This is a genomic window from Marinobacter bryozoorum (assembly GCF_023156245.1).
Classification (GTDB): Bacteria; Pseudomonadota; Gammaproteobacteria; order Pseudomonadales; family Oleiphilaceae; genus Marinobacter; species Marinobacter bryozoorum.
Window position 1 is genome coordinate 1 of record NZ_JAKZAH010000015.1, and the last position, 15,980, is coordinate 15,980.

Here is a 15,980-nt window from a genome sequence, read left to right on the forward strand (position 1 = left end):
TTCTGCTCCTTCTCCCAATGCATCGTCCTCCTCGGCTCTGGCCGAGGAGAATGCACTGCTGCGTGAGCAGGTCCAGACCCTGCAGCGCCAGCTGGACTGGTTCAAGAAGCAGCTGTTCGGCCCCAAATCCGAGAAGCAGGTATTTGACCTGCCGGGCCAGAACAGCCTGTTCCAGGACGGCGATGCACCGGTTCCGGAGAACCCACCGGAAGAGAAAAAGCGCACGGTTAAAGCCTATCAGCGTGGCACCGGTAAGAAGCAGCGGGACGACGACTGCCTGAACGACACCGGCCTGCGCTTCACCGCCGATGTGCCGGTGGAGCTCATTGAACACCTGCCACCGGAACTGACCGGGCCGGAGGCTGACCAGTACGAAGTGATCGGCAGCAAGACCACCTACCGGCTGGCCCAGCGGGCCTCCAGCTATGTGGTGCTTAAGTGCGAACGCCCGGTGTTCCGGCGCAAGGGCACCGAGAAGCTCATCACGACACCGGCTCCGTTCAACGTGCTGGACAACAGCCTGGCCGATGTCAGCCTGCTGGCCGGGTTGCTGGTGGACAAATTCCAGTTCCATCTGCCGCTGTATCGCCAGCACCAGCGTATCCAACAGGCCGGTATCACCGTCAGTCGCAGCACTCTGACCAATCTGGTCAAGCGTGCCATCGACCTGCTGCGCCCCATTGTGGATGCCCAGACCGACAACGTACTGCGCAGTCGGGTACTGGCCATGGACGAAACGCCCATCAAGGCCGGTCATCAGGGCCGGGCCGGCCCGCAAAAGGGCAAGATGAAATCCGGCTGGTTCTGGCCGCTGTATGGCGATGCCGACGAGGTGGTGTTCACTTACTCTAACAGCCGTGGGCGTGCCCATATCGAAGAAGTACTCAGCGAATCGTTCAGCGGCACCCTGATCAGTGACGGCTATGCGGCCTATGCCCGTTATGCCGCAGCCCAGGAAAACGTCATCCACGCCCAGTGCTGGGTGCACAGTCGCCGTTACTTTATCGAGGCGCAGAAGGATCATCCGGAGATAGTCACCGACGCGCTGCAACAGATCGCCAAGGTGTACCGGAATGAAGAGGCCATCAAAACCCAGGGGCTGACTGGCGAGAAGAAACGCCAGTACCGGTTGGATCACTCGAAACCGGTGGTCAGCGACTTCTTCCAGTGGTGCCGGAATCAGCTTGAGCAAGGCGCTCTGGTGCCCAGCGACCCGCTGACCAAGGCTCTGAACTACGTGCTCAGTCGGGAAGCCAGCTTGAGCGTGTTCCTGGAGAACCCGGACGTGCAGCCAGACACCAACCATCTGGAACGGGCTCTGCGCCCAATCCCCATGGGCAAGAAAAACTGGATGTTCTGCTGGACCGAACTGGGGGCGGAACACCTGGGCATCATCCAGAGCCTGATCAGCACCTGCAAGCTGCACGATATTACCCCGTACACGTATCTGGTGGACGTGCTGCAACGCATCAGCCAACATCCGGCCAGCGACGTAGCCAACCTGACCCCACGACTCTGGAAAACCCGGTTCGCAAACCAACCGTTACGCTCGCTGACCGACCCACGCCACCCAGATCGACAGAGCCCAAAACCGGAGGCTACCGTCCATGCGTATTGACGACATGAGCATCGACCAGTTGCTGGAACTGAATCAAATCATCTGCCGGCGCATTGATGAACTGCGGGACCGGGAAAATCTACAAGCACTGAGCCAATTACGGGTGGGCCTGAAAGTGACTTTCGAGGCCCGGGAAGGCCCCGTGCTGGGGATCGTTACGAAGATCAACCGCAAGAGCGTGATCTTGTTGGCCGAGGACGGTACAAAACAATACAAGGTCTCGCCGGAATTATTAAGGCCCCTGCGTGACGTGCAGTAGGCCAACTACGTCGTGGAATGAACGCTTACGCTGCAGAAGACGATGAAAACGGCAGCAACCTGGAAGAAGCCTTTGTAGGCCTGAAGTACGGCGTGGCCTCCGTTTCTTTCGGCAAGCAGAACTTCGCCTCCGACGAATTCGGTATCGAGGAAGCGATCGAAGTCGAGACCATTGATGAAGACCGGTTTGACGACACCGGAACCGACGGCGATGACACCATCCGTGTCGACGTTGAACTGGACAAGGTCTACTTCGCAGCCTCCCATGAAATGGATGCCAGCGACGATGACGACGGCATTGATGGCGAGTTCTATGACCTGTTCGTCGCTACTGACCTGGCAGGCCTGGAGCTCGCTGCCGCCTATCAGCTGTGGAACCCGGTTGACCTGGACGACTCCGTGGGTACATGGGGCCTGAGCGCTTCCTATAACTTCGGTTTCATGAACCTGGCCGCCGACTACAGTGTGTCTGACTGGAGTGACGTGGGTACCTGGGAAGAAGAAGACATGACCCAGTACAACGTCGCCGCCGTTTTCCCGGTTGCCAGCACCACCGACGTGGCACTCGGCATGGGTAACAAGGATTCTGATGCCTGGGAAGAAGACATCACCGAGTGGTACGCGAACGTAACCTACAAGTTCCCGGCCCACAAGAACGTCAGTGTATTCGCAGAAATCGCGCAGAGTGACGAGGAATACGCTGATGGTGATGACGCCGAGCTGGGCTTCCTGGCCGGTATGCGGGTGAAGTTCTGATCGCGGAACCTCAACCGGTTTGTGCCCTTTACATCTGACTTGAGTTTGAGTTGACGACGCTTCGCCGGCCCCCAGGGCCGGCTTTTTTGTTTCAGGCAGGGCGCCAGTAGGCGGTTTCGCGACCGGCAGGGGCCGGCGTGGGCAGGTCCAGGGGGGGCACCTGCTGGTGCAGGAACCAACGCTCTGCGACCACCTTGCGGGTAAACCAGTGGGACTTCATCAGGCTGGCGGCCAGTGGGACCTTGACCCAGTCCGGTACCAGGGCCCCGCTTTCATGGTTCATGGACCGGGTGCCAAAACGACGGGCAATGGCTTCGCCGTAGGGCTGCAGGCTCCGCGCTGTCAGGTCGGGCTCGGAGCGGATGACATTAGCCGCGATCAGCGCAGACTCTACTGCAGGGCGGATGCCCTCGCCGCTCTGGCCGAAGGCCAGGCCCGCAGCATCCCCGATCAGCATCAGGCCATCGTCGACCAGGGGGCGCTCGGCATGGTCGTACAACAGGTAGGCGTGTCCCTTGAAACGGCCCGGGAGGTCCGCGGGAATCCGTCCCTGTTTCTGCATGAGCGCGATGAATTTTTCCAGGTGACGCGATAGCCGCCGCGGATCTTCCCGGCCCAGGCCGACATTCAGGTGGTTGGATTTACGGAAGATCCAGGCGTAACCGCGCAGGTCGCCACAGAACCAGAGTTCAGGCCGGTCGCCCCGGACCTGGCAGGTCGCGGCCTGCTCCGGGGTCATCTCGAACTCCATTTCCTTGGCCGTTACCACGCTTTCCCGGCTTCCCGGTCCCGCACCGATGTACTGGGCCACCGGGCAGAAGTGCCCGCCTGCACCCACCAGTAACGGGGTTTCCCAACGGTGGTTGATGACCCAGTTGCCGTTGGCCTGGTAGATGGACTCAATGGGGGTGTCCAGGGCCTGGTCTGTGCGGGTGCGGCTGAGCAGGTAATGGTCAAACTCGGAGCGGCGGACGCCATAGCTGACGGTTTCGCCGTGATCATTCTCAACGGCGCGGCGGCCAATCATGCCGATACGGAACCCCCGGACGGGTTCCAGCACATGGTCGCGGCCATAGTCGCCCGGGGTTATCTGGAGTGCGTCGAACACCGCCGGTGTCACCCAGCCGGCACAGCTTTTGTCCCGGGGAAAGCGGGCCTTGTCGATGAGCAGGATCCGTTTGCCAGTATTCTGCAGTGCCCAGGCCAGGGTTGAACCTGCAGGACCACCCCCGACGATAATCAGGTCATAGTAGTCCATATCAACGGGCCCCGTGGCATGACAGACGCAATGTCAGCATGTGGCTGGCTCCTGGTTTATTGTTCTTGGTTAACTTTCCTTAAGACTCCAACAGTATAGAAAATGATCGGAATTTGTCACCTGTTTGTTCACGACATGGCAAAGGCCACCACCAGCCCGGCCGCAAGGGAGAGGGCCATGGGACCGCCCACCAGCAGGCCAAGGCGCCCGCTGCCGATGGAGGCGGCCATAACCGATTTCACCAGGTTGTTCACAGAGGCGGCGATGACGATGCCCAGGACCGCAGTGGCAGCAGCGATGCTCTCCAGCGACATGCGGGTGAGGGAAAGGGTTATGGCATCGACATCGGTAATACCCGAGGTGGCGGCCAGCACATAGATGCCCAGGTCCCCGAGCCATTCCCTGAGCCACTCCCCCAGTACCAGGATCACCGTGAGCAAGACCCCGAAAACCAGGGCAGACTTGAGGTCCAGGGGGTTCTGGTTCAGCTCCGGCTGGTCCACACGGATATGGTGCCGGTGGGTGACCCAGATCACCGCGGCAGCCACGTAAAGGATGGTGGCCATGGTCACCACCGGCCAGGTCAGGGCGGGCAGCAGGCTATGGTTGATAATGGCGCCATAGACCAGGATACGAGGAAACATCGTGCCACAGGCAATCAGAATGCCGGCCCCGTACATGGGCGCCAGGCCAGGACTGTAGCGGGACTGGCGGGCAAAGTGCAGGGTCAGTGCGGTGGAGGAGCTCAGGCCGGCAAACAGACTGGTGAAGAGAATACCCTTCTCGGTACCGCCGACGCGGATGGCGAAGTACCCCACAAAGGACACGGAGGCAATCAGCACGACCATCCACCAGATCTCATAGGGATTGAGCACGTCGCCCGGTCCCATGCCCTGGTCCGGTAGCAAGGGCAGCATGACAACCGTGATCAACAGCAGTTTCAGGCCGGCGTCCAGCTCGTGGGCCTGCAGTTTATTGAGGGCACCGTGGATCTCTTCCTTGTTGTCCAGGATCAGTGCGGTAATGACGGCTGCGGCAGCCGCCAGCGCCATGTCCACCGCCACGACCATGGCGCCGAAGCAGAAGGTAAGCAGCAGGCCGATGATCCCGGTAATACTGTAGTCGCCGGATTCCGGCGCGCGGGCCCGGTAGGACACCAGGGTTACACCGGCAAGGCCCAGCAACATGACCGGAAACACCCAGGCTGTCAGGGTCTGGCTGAGCAGGGCCGAGATGGCGCCCAGAAGGCCGGTCAGGGCGTGGGTGCGGATGCCGGCAATGCGCTTGCCGGGCTCCCTGGCGCGGGCCTCCCACCCCCTTTCCAGGCCGATCAGTGCACCGAGGAGCAAAGCCACCGCCAGTTGAATGGCGATCTGGTTGTTGTCCACGAAAGAGCTTGCAACGTTTTCCACTGGGTTACATCCGGTTTACCGAGGTCAATGTGATTGCATCGAGGCGGGTAACTGCTTGTCAAGCATAGCGGAACGGGCCGGGGAGAGTGAAATGTCAGTCGTAACGCAGCGAGTTGTTGCGATTGGAACTCCCCTGGGGAACTCGGGTCAGACCGGCTTCATGTGACCACTACGACACTTTTCTAGAGGCCCCTATGTCCATTTTGTCCCAGACGGTATCTCTTGGCCCGCTTGGCTTTACCCTGTCCCAACTGCTGATGGTTTTTGCCCTGGTGGTGGCGCTGGTTGTCGGTGCACTGCTGGGCAGGCGTCACCGGGTGGTGGTCAGTGATGCCCTGTTCACCCTGGTCATGGTGGCCTTCGCCGCAGCCCGGGTCGTGTTTATCCTGCGATACCGGGAAAGCTACGACAGCTTGCTGGCCATGATCGATATCCGGGATGGCGGCTTCGACCTGACCGCCGGTGTCATCGCGGCCCTGTTGTGGCTTTGCTGGCGCGGCTGGCGCAGCAAATCGCTTCGCAAGCCCCTGTCGGCCGCGGTGTTGTCCGCCGTGGTGGTGTGGGGTGGCCTCAGTGGTCTGATCCTGTTGATGGACAGCGAGGCCAGGCCGGTGCCGGAGCTGGAGTTGGCGTCCATGGACGATGAGCCCGTCAGCCTGCGGGGGTTCCAGGCGTCTGCGGAGCGACCCATGGTGGTCAATCTCTGGGCCACCTGGTGCCCGCCCTGCCGCCGGGAAATGCCGGTGCTGGCCCAGGCCCAGGCCGAGCAGCAGGAGATCGAGTTTGTCTTTGTGAATGTGGGTGAAGGGCCGGAAACCATCAATGACTTTCTCGGCTCGGAGGAACTGGAGCTGGACAATATCCTGCTGGACCGCAACAACCGCCTCGGTGCCATGACCGGCGCCCATGTCCTGCCGACCACCTTGTTCTACAACGCCGACGGCATGCTGGTGGACAGCCATACCGGTGAGTTGTCCCGGGCAACCCTGCGCCAGGGACTGGAGAAGCTGGACTCCGAGTAATGGCCCAGGTGACGGCCAGGCTCAGGGCAGCGACTCCGGGGCCCTTGCCGTTAACAGCGGTACCGGCGCGGCGGGCTTTGCCTCCCGGTGCTTGCGTATGTTCCGGAACCAGCGCAGCGCCGGTTTCTCGATACCGTAATGGATCACCGCTGCCAGGCTGAAGGCCGTCAGCAGGGCCAGGCCGACACCGGCCCCTCCCGGTAACGCCAGTTCGTAACTCCAGCCGATTACGCCATAGCCGACATTCTGATGCACCAGGTAGAGTGCGTAGGACAGGCTGCCCAGCCACAGCAAGGGGCGAACGGCCAGCCGGTCCAGGTAGCCATTCACCGCGAGGACGAAGACCCCGTGGCAGCCCAGCACGAAGTAGCTGAACGGTACCTTGTAGGCCACCATGCAATGGCCGATGGCTAGCGCCAGCAACAGTCCGTCTGCCAGGGACAGGTGGCGATGCCGATGCCAGCGGTAGAGCAACATGCCGGTCACAAACAGCGGGGCATACCGGACGAACAGCAGGTCCTTGACCAGGAATTCGATGGCAGCTGGAATCTCCTTCCACCACAGGACTCCGACGTAGCTCACCGCGACCCAGATCCATAGCAGTGGCCGGATCCGGGACCACTGTCGCAGGGTGTAAAACATCAGGCCGATCCAGACGTAGAAGGTCGCCTCGATGACCAGGCTCCAGTAGGCGCCATCCACATGGGGAAAGCCCAGGTACTCGTGCAGCAGCGTGGTATTGAGCAAGGCACTTCCCAGCCCTACCGCCCGATCGTCGGGGCCGAGGGCGGCGACGAACAGCCAGGTAATGACAATGCCGGCCCAGAGGCCGGGTAACAGCCGCATGGAGCGGGCCATGGCGAACCAGCCCGCGGAGCGGGTGCGCTCAAGGGTCATGAAAATGACGAAACCGCTGAGGATAAAGAACAGGTGGACACCGTAGCGGCCGAACTCCAGCCATGCCCAGGGAGTAAAGCTGTGGCCGTAGAGCTCATGGTAGTAGGGCAGGTAATGGAAGAGCACGACGGCGAGGGCAGCGATGCCGCGCAGTGCGTCCAGGGCCTGTAACCGTTGCTGAGAGTCACCCATGATCGTTATCCTCCCTTTGATTGAAGCAGTATATCGGAGGCTTGGCGGGCGCCGAACGGCCTGGCTATACGATCCGGTTGCCTGCGGCTTACGCTGGCGTAAGGTCCGTAACGGCTGAACAACCACCTTGAACCGGGGATGCGCGGATGGTTCCAGATCTTGGAATAACGGAAGGGTTCTATGGGCCCATGTGGCAGTGGGCAGACCGGCGGGAACTGATGGCGCTGTTGCAGCCCCATGGCTATAACTTCTACTGGTACGCCCCCAAGGCCGATCGCTATCTGCGCCGGGCCTGGCAGGAGCCCCACCCGCCGGAAGCCGCAGAGGGCATCGCCGGGTTTGCCCGCTGGTGTGACGATCGGGGAATCGCCTTCGGGGTAGGGCTGAGCCCCTGGGAAGTGTTTAACCGGTTCGACGAAGCGGCAAAACGTGCCCTGTCGGACAAGCTGTCGTTCCTGGAGTCTGTGGGCGTCAGTCGCCTCGCCATCCTGTTCGATGACATGAAGGCGGATACGCCGGACCTGGCGTCGCGGCAGGGGGAAATCATTGACTGGATTGCCCAGCGCACCGGCTTCCGGCAACTGGCTGTGTGCCCCTCCTATTATTCCGATGATCCCGTGCTTGACCGGGTGTTTGGCCAGCGTCCCTCCGGTTACCTGGAAGGCCTGGGCCAGGCCCTTGATGCCGGCGTGGATATCTTCTGGACCGGGGAGGAGGTCTGTTCCCGGGAGATCTCGCCGGGCCACCTGCGCCGGGTGGCCGGCCAGTTGGGGCGCAAGCCGTTGCTGTGGGACAACTATCCGGTGAACGACGGCGATCGCATGTCCCGCCACCTTCACCTCAGGGGCTTTACCGGCCGTCCGTCAGCCAATGCCGGGCTGGTCAGCGGCCATGCCATCAACCCGGCCCTGCAGCCGCAGCTGACCGCCATTCCGGCGCTCACCCTTGCACTGAGCTATCAGCGGGGCGAGGACTATTGTTACGGGAAAGCCTTCCAGGAAGCCGCCCGGACCGTGGTGGGAGAGACCATGGCCCGGCAACTACTGGCAGACTTGCTGGTTCTCCAGGACACCGGGTTGCACCGGATTGGCCCCGAACGGCTGACGGGGCTGAGCGAGGCTTACCGGGGCTATGACCAGCCCGCCGCCCGGGAAATTCTGCGGTGGTTGGCTGGTGAGTACCAGGTGACTGACGAGATGGTCCAGACCCAGTAATCTGCGTGCCGGCCACCCTCGGTCAGCTGCAGTCGGGGGTAGGGCGGTTGCGGAATTGTTCCATCATCTGTTCCCGTTCGCGGTTTTCGTCCCGGTACCGGGTCGGTAACTGCCAGAGGGTGTACCAGTAATCACCTTGCACTACTTCGGGGTGGTCCTGCCCTTCATCCATGAATGGGGTCAATACCCGTACCTCCAGCTCCGGCGCCCTTTGCTCAAGGATAGCCACCAGCCCCTGGCGTTGCTCACTGTGGAAGGTGCCCGTGATCATCAGCACCTGGTGGCCGGGGTACTCCTGCCGTGCCTTCAGTATCTGTTCGGCCATGGTGCTGTCCCGCAATAGCTGGGCGAGGTAGGTGTTTTCCAGCCTTTGGCGGTTTTCGGTGGCATGGTCCCCACGGTTGCCACCGAGGGTTTCGAAGAAGCGTTCACGGTAACCCGGAACCGGCGGGAACGGTTCGGAAGGCAGCGCCTGGCGGCGGTCCCCGGGCAGTGATTCCACATAGGCGGCGCCCGCCCGTCCTGTACAGCGGACCGCCTCCGACGGTGCGTTGGCCGCAATCACCGGTAACCCGTGGCGACGGGCATACTCCATTAGCGGCCGGTAAGATCCCCGGTAGTTCTCCCAGGCGTTGGCATCCTCGATCAGTTCGTCTTCCCCCAGCTTATCCGCCAGGTAAAGGTCGATATCGGCCTGGGCGTCGGTATTGAACGCTTCCATGGCCAGCACCTGAGCTGGCCGGCGTTGATGGAGTTCGGCCTGCAACCGGGCCTGCAGCAGGTGAGCGCCCTGATGACCATGAAACTCGCCGATGACGACCACGTCAGCGGAGGTCAGTTCGTCGGCGAGGCGGCCCAGGGGGACAGGTTGTTGCTGGTGATCCCTTACTGTGGTGTCGTAGAACGTGGCTGGCGCGTCAGGGGCCTTTGCGGATGGTATTGACGTGCACCCATTCAGGAGCAGCCCGAGGAGGGCGGTAGTCATCAGGCCGGAAATCTTCATGGTCGCTAAGCACTCCCGTAAACGTGGTCTTCGCCATGGCTCGAGGCAGCCGGCGCTAACTGCGTTATTCTATAGGGCATTGTTCACCAGGCAGAGACTCTATGCTTCCCTTTCGTATTGTCGATCGCGTCAAGTTCCTTGTTGAGCGTCAGCTGGTCAAGGGCGCCGGTTTCCAGTTACTGGTGGTGGCCGCCTTCATTGCCATCATCTCCCTGGTGGGCGGCATCCTGGTGGTGCCCCTGGACGGCGACTTCGACCATATCGGCAATGCCATCTGGTGGGCCTTCCTGCGACTCACCGACCCGGGCTACCTGGGCGATGACGTTGGCGCCTGGCAGCGGTTTGTGTCCACCCTGCTGACCGTCAGCGGCTACGTGGTTTTCATGGGTACCCTGGTGGCGATCCTGACCCGCTGGCTGATTGCCCGCATGGACGAACTGGAGCGGGGGCTGACGCCGGTCACCCTGAAGAACCATATTGTCGTACTGGGCTGGACCAGCCAGACCCTGCCGCTGTTGTCCGAGCTGCTGGGTTCCACTGGCCGCATGCGGCGCTTCCTGGAAAAGCACGATGTATCCCGCCTGAACCTGGTGGTGCTGGCGGAGGAGGCCAGCGCTGAACAGGTCCATGAGTTACGAATGGAGCCGGGTATCGGGTCACGGGCGCGACAGGTCATCCTGCGCTCGGGCCTTGCCATTCAGCCGGACGCCCTGCACCGGGTGGCCTGTCTGGATGCGGCGGCGGTGATTGTGCCGAGCTCAGCCCATGAGGCGGGCAGCCTCGTAACGTCCGATGTGGAGACGGTGAAGGCCCTGTTATCCATTGCCGCCCAGGCCAGGCATTATCAGTCACCGTTGCCCTTCGTGGTGGCTGAGTTGCAGGACGTGCGCAAGTTGCCGGTGATCGAGCGTGCCTACCCGGGTTCGGTGGAGGTGGTAGCCGGGGATGTCACCATCAGCCGGTTGATGGTCCAGAACATCCTTCACCCCGGTCTGTCCGAGGTTTACAACGAGCTGCTGGCTGGCGAGGGTGGCAATGAGCTCTATGTTCGCAGCGGTGAGCCCGTCGCCGGCATGACCCTTGCCGAACTCGCAGCCCAGCGCCCGGATGCCGTAGTGCTGGGTTTGCTGCAGCCGGCCGGTGGAGGCTGGGGAGTGCACCTTGCGGCCCCTTCCGACACCCGGATCGAAGCCGTGGACAGGGTTGTTTTCATGGCACGGGCCTACGACGATACCGAGGCCGACAGCCACAAGTCAGCGCTGCCTGAAATCCGGCGCAGTCCCGCTGGCAGGGGCCGGCGGCCGGCACCGAGTCGTCACCGGGTGCTGGTGCTTGGATGGAACCGCCGTGTGCCCAGCCTGGTATCTGAAATGGCCAGTTATGGTCACAGTGACTTCGAGGTCGACGTGGTTTCGGTTGTGCCGGCCGGCGAGCGGGAGCGGGCGATCAGCCGATACCCCGGGGTTGACGGCGGCGTCAGCTGTCGTCACCTGGAGGCGGACTACATGGTGGAGGAGGAGCTTCGCCAGGTCGCACCGGCGGGCTACGACGCTATCCTTCTGGTCAGCAGCGACCGGCTGGCATCCGGGGAAGAAGCGGATGCCCGTGCCATGGTCGGCTACCTGCAGCTCGAAGACCTGTTATCGGAAGGGCCCCGGCGACCACAACTGATCATGGAGTTGAGCGACCCGGACAACCGCCAGTTGCTGTACGGCCACCAGAGCGAGATGATGATCAGCTCCATGATCCTCAGCCATGTGCTGGCCCAGGTGGCCCTGCGCCGGGAGCTGCGGGTGGTGTTGGACGACCTGTTCACCGTGGGCGGCCCGGAGATCCAGTTTCGCGATCCGGCCAACTATCCGCTGCCGGCCAGTGCGGACTTCCTGCTGCTGGAGAAAACCCTGGCCGCCGAGGGCGAGGTGGCTCTCGGTGTCTACCGTGCAGAGGCTGATGAGCGCGGCCATCGCCTCCAGCTCAACCCACCCCGGCGCGACTACCTGGAGCTGAAGCCTGGAGACCGGCTGGTCGTGCTTGCCCTGACTGGCGAAGGCAGGGAGGCTGGCGTCATTTAAATCAGTATGTTATTGGTCTGTCATGGCTATTCACGGGAAAAATGCCGGAAATAGATAATATAAATTTCAATTATGCGGCGTGAGTGACTAAAGTAACCCCCACTCTTCGGTGATCTGCTCAAATTTTGAGCGGGACGCTGGTTCACTGCAAGATCCTCAACCCTCAACTGCAAGGACTGAGACCATGCCTTACTCAAAAGACGTTGACCAGATTGCTGCTATCCTGAAGCAGAATCCGACCTGGAACGCTATCAACCCGAAGCACGCTGCCCGCATGCGCGCCCAGAACAAGTTCAAGACCGGTCTGGATATCGCCAAGTACACCGCCAAGATCATGCGCGAAGACATGGCGAACTACGACAACGACACTTCTCAGTACACCCAGTCCCTGGGTTGCTGGCACGGTTTCATCGGCCAGCAGAAGATGATCTCCATCAAGAAGCACTTCGGTAGCACCAAGCGTCGTTACCTGTACCTGTCTGGCTGGATGGTTGCTGCCCTGCGCTCCGAGTTCGGTCCGCTGCCTGACCAGTCCATGCACGAGAAGACTGCCGTATCCGGCCTGATCGAAGAGCTGTACACCTTCCTGCGCCAGGCAGATGCCTGGGAACTGAACCACCTGTTCCGTGCCCTGGAAGAAGCCGAGAACGCTGGCGACAACGCCAAGGCTGAAGAGCTGATCAAGCAGATCGACAACCACGAAACCCACGTTGTGCCGATCATTGCCGACATCGACGCTGGTTTCGGTAACGCCGAAGCGACTTACCTGCTGGCCAAGCAGATGATCGAAGCCGGTGCTTGCTGCATCCAGATCGAGAACCAGGTGTCTGACGAGAAGCAGTGTGGCCACCAGGACGGTAAGGTTACCGTTCCTCACGCCGACTTCCTGTCCAAGATCAACGCTGTTCGTCTGGCGTTCCTGGAGCTGGGTGTTGATGACGGTGTTATCGTTGCACGTACCGACTCCCTGGGTGCTGGCCTGACCCAGAAGCTGGCCGTTACTGACGAGCCGGGCGACCTGGGCGACCAGTACAACAGCTTCCTCGATGGCGAATACATCGACGACGCTTCCCAGATCAACAACGGCGACGTTGTCATCAAGTCTGACGGCAAGCTGATGAAGCCGAAGCGTCTGGCTTCCGGCCTGTTCCAGTTCAAGCCTGGCACTGGCGAAGACCGTGTTGTTCTGGACTGTATCACCAGCCTGCAGAACGGCGCTGACATGCTGTGGATCGAGACCGAGAAGCCCCACGTTGGCCAGATCGCTGGCATGGTAAACCGCATCAAGGAAGTGGTGCCCGACGCCAAGCTGGTCTACAACAACAGCCCGTCCTTCAACTGGACCCTGAACTTCCGTCAGCAGGTATTCGACGCGTGGCAGGAAGAAGGCAAGGACGTATCTGCCTACGACCGCGCCAGCCTGATGAACGAAGAGTATGACAGCACCGAGCTGGCCCAGCTGGCCGACCAGTGGTGTCAGAACTTCCAGCGTGACGCATCTCGCGAAGCTGGTGTGTTCCACCACCTGATCACCCTGCCGACTTACCACACTGCGGCCCTGTCCACCGACAACCTGGCCAAGGGCTACTTCGGTGACGAAGGCATGCTGGCCTACGTTGCAGGCGTACAGCGCAAGGAAATCCGTCAGGGTATCGCTACCGTGAAGCACCAGGACATGGCCGGTTCCAACATCGGCGATGACCACAAAGAGTTCTTCGCAGGCGACGCAGCCCTGAAGGCCGGTGGTAAAGACAACACCATGAACCAGTTCTGATCGAACGGTTCGTTGTCTGGTCCGGGCAGCCTTCGGGCGCCCGGCACCACTGACAAAAAAGCCGGCGGGAGATGATCCCGCCGGCTTTTTTGCGTTCAGAGGCAGTGGTTAACTGCCCACTGCCTGTTCGAACTGCTGGATGCGTTCCCGGGTGAGGGGGTGAGAAGACAGCGCACCGCCGATACGTTCACCCCAGCCGCTTTCCCCGGCTTCTTCGCCTGTGTCCTGTTGATGGGATGCTTCCAGTCGGAGCATCAGGTTGCTGAAATGGCTCGGGTCGAGCCCCTGTGAGAGCATCAGGTCCAGCGCATAGGTATCTGCTTCCCGCTCCATGTCCCGTGAATAGGACAGGTTCATCAGCACGGCCGGGGCAACCACGACCATGTCGGATGCGGCAGACAGGTCCCCCGTCATCATCACGATCATCCAGCCCACCAGCGACGACTGCACCACGCTCCGAAGGCCATGGCTGGCCACGACATGGCCCATTTCATGGGCCAGCACGGCTGACAACTCATCGGGGTCTTGCGCCAGTTCCACCATCTCGTCGGTAAAGATAATGGTGCCATCGGGCAAGGCGAGGGCGTTGGCGCCAATACCTTCGCCGCTGCGAAACATTACCTGGAAACTATACTCCGGCTCCTGGGCCAGGAGCGGGGCGAAATGCTCGTTCAGGGATTGTTGGCGTTCCGCTGGCAGTTCAGACGGCGACAGCATGTAATCGTCCATCTGCTGCAGGGTTTCCCTGGACATCCGGGCTGCCAGCTCGTCCGGGAGGGTATGGGCCACCAGCGACGACAGCGCCGGGATGCCGTGGGTAAAGGTCAGTACCGTTACCAGCGCGGTGACCAGCGCCGCCAACAGGATCAGTCCAAGGTGATTTTCCAGTTGATGGACCAGCCGGGCACCCAGACCCTGGTGAACACGGCGCGAGAGGGTGTCCACCTGGTCGTTCTCGATGGTTTCGAATACCCCGTCGTCCAGCAGGTAAAGGTATCGAGGCGTGTTGCCTACCCTGGGGCTCAGGGTGATTTCTGTGGACTTCAGGTCGCGGCAGTCCTCTGGCTGGTCGGTCTCGAGCCGCAGCCCGCCCTCCGCCAGGGACAGGCGGGCGGGGCGGCTGCGGGAGTCGGCGCCAGTGTAGAACCGGCCGTGTATGGTGAGCGCGGGCTCAGATCGGAGCGAAACCAACGTCGAATGCCTCCCCGAGTTCCTCGCCAAGGGCGCTGGTTCGACGACCCTCGGCGGCGACGAAGTGGTCCAGGTCACCCTGGATGGCCATGCTGGTGCAATCGGCGCGATACCGGGCCAGGCGCACCCTGGCCCAGGGCAGGTACAGGCCCAGGGTGAGGGCGGTAAGGAAGCTGTTGCTGACAAAGATCCAGGCCAGGCGGATGGGTTCCTGCTCGGACGCCAGCTGGTGATCGGCCAACTCGGTATGGTTCAGCATCAGGTTTGCCAGCCCGGCCTTGAAATAACCAAACAGGCCCAGGTACCCCAGGGCGCCGACGATCGGACCGATAACCGGGTTGATCATCGACAGCAGGGTAGCGGCCACAATCACGCCGATGGCGATCAGCAGGCCAATACCGAAGAAGCGATAGTAGGTGCCGGTGGTACCGTGCCACTGGAACGGGGTCGTGCCGTAGCGGCTGCCTTCCACCAGGAACCGGTGCCCCTTGCGGGCAATCAGCGGGGTCAGCAGGAACAGGCAGAAGGCGTTGAGGATTGGCCAGACCAGGGTGAGCATCAGTGCATCCAGGTAACGACCCTCGAAATCGAACCGTACGTTACGGTAGGCGGTATTGATGGCGTAGAACCGCAGCGAGCGAACGATAATCCACGGAGTCGCGAGGACCAGTAAGAGCATCAGAAACAAAGCAGCCATCGGGAAGAAAGCAAACGCCACGGAGTACAGGATCAGGGCCGCGAGGGCAATCAGGCGGCCCTTGAGTATCGTGAGGGGCTTGGCCAGGAACTGGAAACTGGCACCGTCCAGCTCGGTGTTGCCATAGAAGTATTGCAGGTTGCGTACCTTGGCCCAGGCAGAGTATATGCCCAGGGTAACAATGGTCAGAAGGATATTGACGATCCAGATCCCAAAGTATTCCTTGCCGTTACCGTGGAACAGGAACCTGGCGATGCGGGGTTGGCGATCGTCGCGACCTGTTTCGGTGGGCTCCGTGGGGTTCGGGGGCGGAGTGGGTGGTGTCGGCGGTACCACGGCAGCGGGAGCCCTCATGGCCACCTTGCTGGCCACGATGCCGGCCTGGAGCAGGCGGTTCGTGTACTTGTCTGCGGCACTGTCATCAAGGCCGGATTTCATCACCACGGGCTGTCCGGAGAACAGTTGATCTACCCTGGCGACCGAAATGCCGAACAGCGACTGGATATTGTCCCGGGCCTGGTTTGCCGGAACGTTGTCCGCAATGCGTCCGTCGAAGACGATTTTATATTTCTGGTCTGCCATGGCACTCCCTTGCTTGGTTGTATTGAGTGTTACT

Annotated in this window: 13 protein-coding genes; 7 read left to right on the plus strand and 6 right to left on the minus strand. The window is 61.4% G+C overall.

Going from position 1 to position 15,980, the window contains the following annotated elements; translation table 11 throughout:
- The first annotated feature begins 37 nt into the window (after positions 1-37).
- The 3 genes from tnpC to MLC59_RS09990 are packed head-to-tail and all read left to right on the plus strand — an operon-like array spanning position 38 to position 2,632.
- Positions 38-1,618, plus strand: coding sequence for an IS66 family transposase (tnpC, locus tag MLC59_RS09980; RefSeq protein ID WP_248234067.1), 1,581 nt, complete (start codon positions 38-40; stop codon positions 1,616-1,618).
- A complete protein-coding gene (locus tag MLC59_RS09985; protein ID WP_248233911.1) occupies positions 1,608-1,877 on the plus strand; it encodes a hypothetical protein in 270 nt (89 codons plus the stop codon). The genes tnpC and MLC59_RS09985 overlap by 11 nt, the downstream gene beginning before the upstream one ends.
- Positions 1,878-1,894: 17 nt before the next feature.
- Positions 1,895-2,632, plus strand: a complete 738-nt coding sequence (locus MLC59_RS09990) for a porin (RefSeq protein WP_248233912.1) — start codon at positions 1,895-1,897, stop codon at positions 2,630-2,632.
- A gap of 91 nt (positions 2,633-2,723) precedes the next feature.
- On the opposite strand, the gene MLC59_RS09995 is transcribed toward MLC59_RS09990, so the two are convergent.
- Together MLC59_RS09995 and MLC59_RS10000 are read right to left on the minus strand one after the other, a co-directional pair.
- Positions 2,724-3,890, minus strand: a complete 1,167-nt coding sequence (locus MLC59_RS09995) for an NAD(P)/FAD-dependent oxidoreductase (protein WP_248233914.1) — start codon at positions 3,888-3,890, stop codon at positions 2,724-2,726.
- Positions 3,891-4,018: 128 nt separating this feature from the next.
- Complete coding sequence (locus MLC59_RS10000) at positions 4,019-5,302, minus strand: MgtC/SapB family protein (protein WP_248233916.1); 1,284 nt, start codon at positions 5,300-5,302, stop codon at positions 4,019-4,021.
- Positions 5,303-5,496: 194 nt separating this feature from the next.
- On the opposite strand from MLC59_RS10000, the gene MLC59_RS10005 reads away from it, so the two are divergent.
- Positions 5,497-6,324, plus strand: coding sequence for a TlpA family protein disulfide reductase (locus MLC59_RS10005; RefSeq protein ID WP_248233918.1), 828 nt, complete (start codon positions 5,497-5,499; stop codon positions 6,322-6,324).
- A 21-nt stretch (positions 6,325-6,345) separates the two neighbouring features.
- Here the strand turns inward: MLC59_RS10005 and MLC59_RS10010 are convergent, their stop codons facing one another.
- Entirely contained in the window at positions 6,346-7,413 is a 1,068-nt protein-coding gene (locus MLC59_RS10010) for an acyltransferase family protein (RefSeq protein WP_248233921.1), read from the minus strand.
- Positions 7,414-7,559: 146 nt separating this feature from the next.
- Between MLC59_RS10010 and MLC59_RS10015 the strand changes: the two genes are divergently transcribed.
- Positions 7,560-8,627, plus strand: coding sequence for a beta-N-acetylglucosaminidase domain-containing protein (locus tag MLC59_RS10015; protein ID WP_248233923.1), 1,068 nt, complete (start codon positions 7,560-7,562; stop codon positions 8,625-8,627).
- A gap of 22 nt (positions 8,628-8,649) precedes the next feature.
- Here the strand turns inward: MLC59_RS10015 and MLC59_RS10020 are convergent, their stop codons facing one another.
- A complete protein-coding gene (locus MLC59_RS10020; protein WP_248233924.1) occupies positions 8,650-9,630 on the minus strand; it encodes a ChaN family lipoprotein in 981 nt (326 codons plus the stop codon).
- A 101-nt stretch (positions 9,631-9,731) separates the two neighbouring features.
- On the opposite strand from MLC59_RS10020, the gene MLC59_RS10025 reads away from it, so the two are divergent.
- Together MLC59_RS10025 and MLC59_RS10030 are read left to right on the plus strand one after the other, a co-directional pair.
- Positions 9,732-11,702: a CASTOR/POLLUX-related putative ion channel gene (locus tag MLC59_RS10025; RefSeq protein ID WP_248233926.1), complete on the plus strand. Its 1,971-nt coding sequence runs from the start codon at positions 9,732-9,734 to the stop codon at positions 11,700-11,702.
- A gap of 184 nt (positions 11,703-11,886) precedes the next feature.
- Positions 11,887-13,476: an isocitrate lyase gene (locus MLC59_RS10030; RefSeq protein WP_248233927.1), complete on the plus strand. Its 1,590-nt coding sequence runs from the start codon at positions 11,887-11,889 to the stop codon at positions 13,474-13,476.
- 108 nt (positions 13,477-13,584) lie between these two features.
- Here the strand turns inward: MLC59_RS10030 and MLC59_RS10035 are convergent, their stop codons facing one another.
- Both MLC59_RS10035 and MLC59_RS10040 read right to left on the minus strand, forming a co-directional pair.
- Entirely contained in the window at positions 13,585-14,667 is a 1,083-nt protein-coding gene (locus MLC59_RS10035) for a M48 family metallopeptidase (protein ID WP_248233928.1), read from the minus strand.
- Positions 14,648-15,946, minus strand: coding sequence for a YjgN family protein (locus MLC59_RS10040; protein WP_248233929.1), 1,299 nt, complete (start codon positions 15,944-15,946; stop codon positions 14,648-14,650). Before MLC59_RS10040 ends, MLC59_RS10035 begins: the two co-directional genes overlap by 20 nt.
- Positions 15,947-15,980 lie beyond the last annotated feature (34 nt).

Coding starts and splice junctions, on each gene's coding strand:
- MLC59_RS09985 (WP_248233911.1), top strand. CDS start 1,608: ATGCGTATTGACGACATGAGCATCGACCAGTTGCTGGAACTGAATCAA.
- MLC59_RS09990 (WP_248233912.1), top strand. CDS start 1,895: ATGAACGCTTACGCTGCAGAAGACGATGAAAACGGCAGCAACCTGGAA.
- MLC59_RS09995 (WP_248233914.1), bottom strand. CDS start 3,890: ATGGACTACTATGACCTGATTATCGTCGGGGGTGGTCCTGCAGGTTCA.
- MLC59_RS10005 (WP_248233918.1), top strand. CDS start 5,497: ATGTCCATTTTGTCCCAGACGGTATCTCTTGGCCCGCTTGGCTTTACC.
- MLC59_RS10010 (WP_248233921.1), bottom strand. CDS start 7,413: ATGGGTGACTCTCAGCAACGGTTACAGGCCCTGGACGCACTGCGCGGC.
- MLC59_RS10015 (WP_248233923.1), top strand. CDS start 7,560: ATGGTTCCAGATCTTGGAATAACGGAAGGGTTCTATGGGCCCATGTGG.
- MLC59_RS10020 (WP_248233924.1), bottom strand. CDS start 9,630: ATGAAGATTTCCGGCCTGATGACTACCGCCCTCCTCGGGCTGCTCCTG.
- MLC59_RS10025 (WP_248233926.1), top strand. CDS start 9,732: ATGCTTCCCTTTCGTATTGTCGATCGCGTCAAGTTCCTTGTTGAGCGT.
- MLC59_RS10030 (WP_248233927.1), top strand. CDS start 11,887: ATGCCTTACTCAAAAGACGTTGACCAGATTGCTGCTATCCTGAAGCAG.
- MLC59_RS10040 (WP_248233929.1), bottom strand. CDS start 15,946: ATGGCAGACCAGAAATATAAAATCGTCTTCGACGGACGCATTGCGGAC.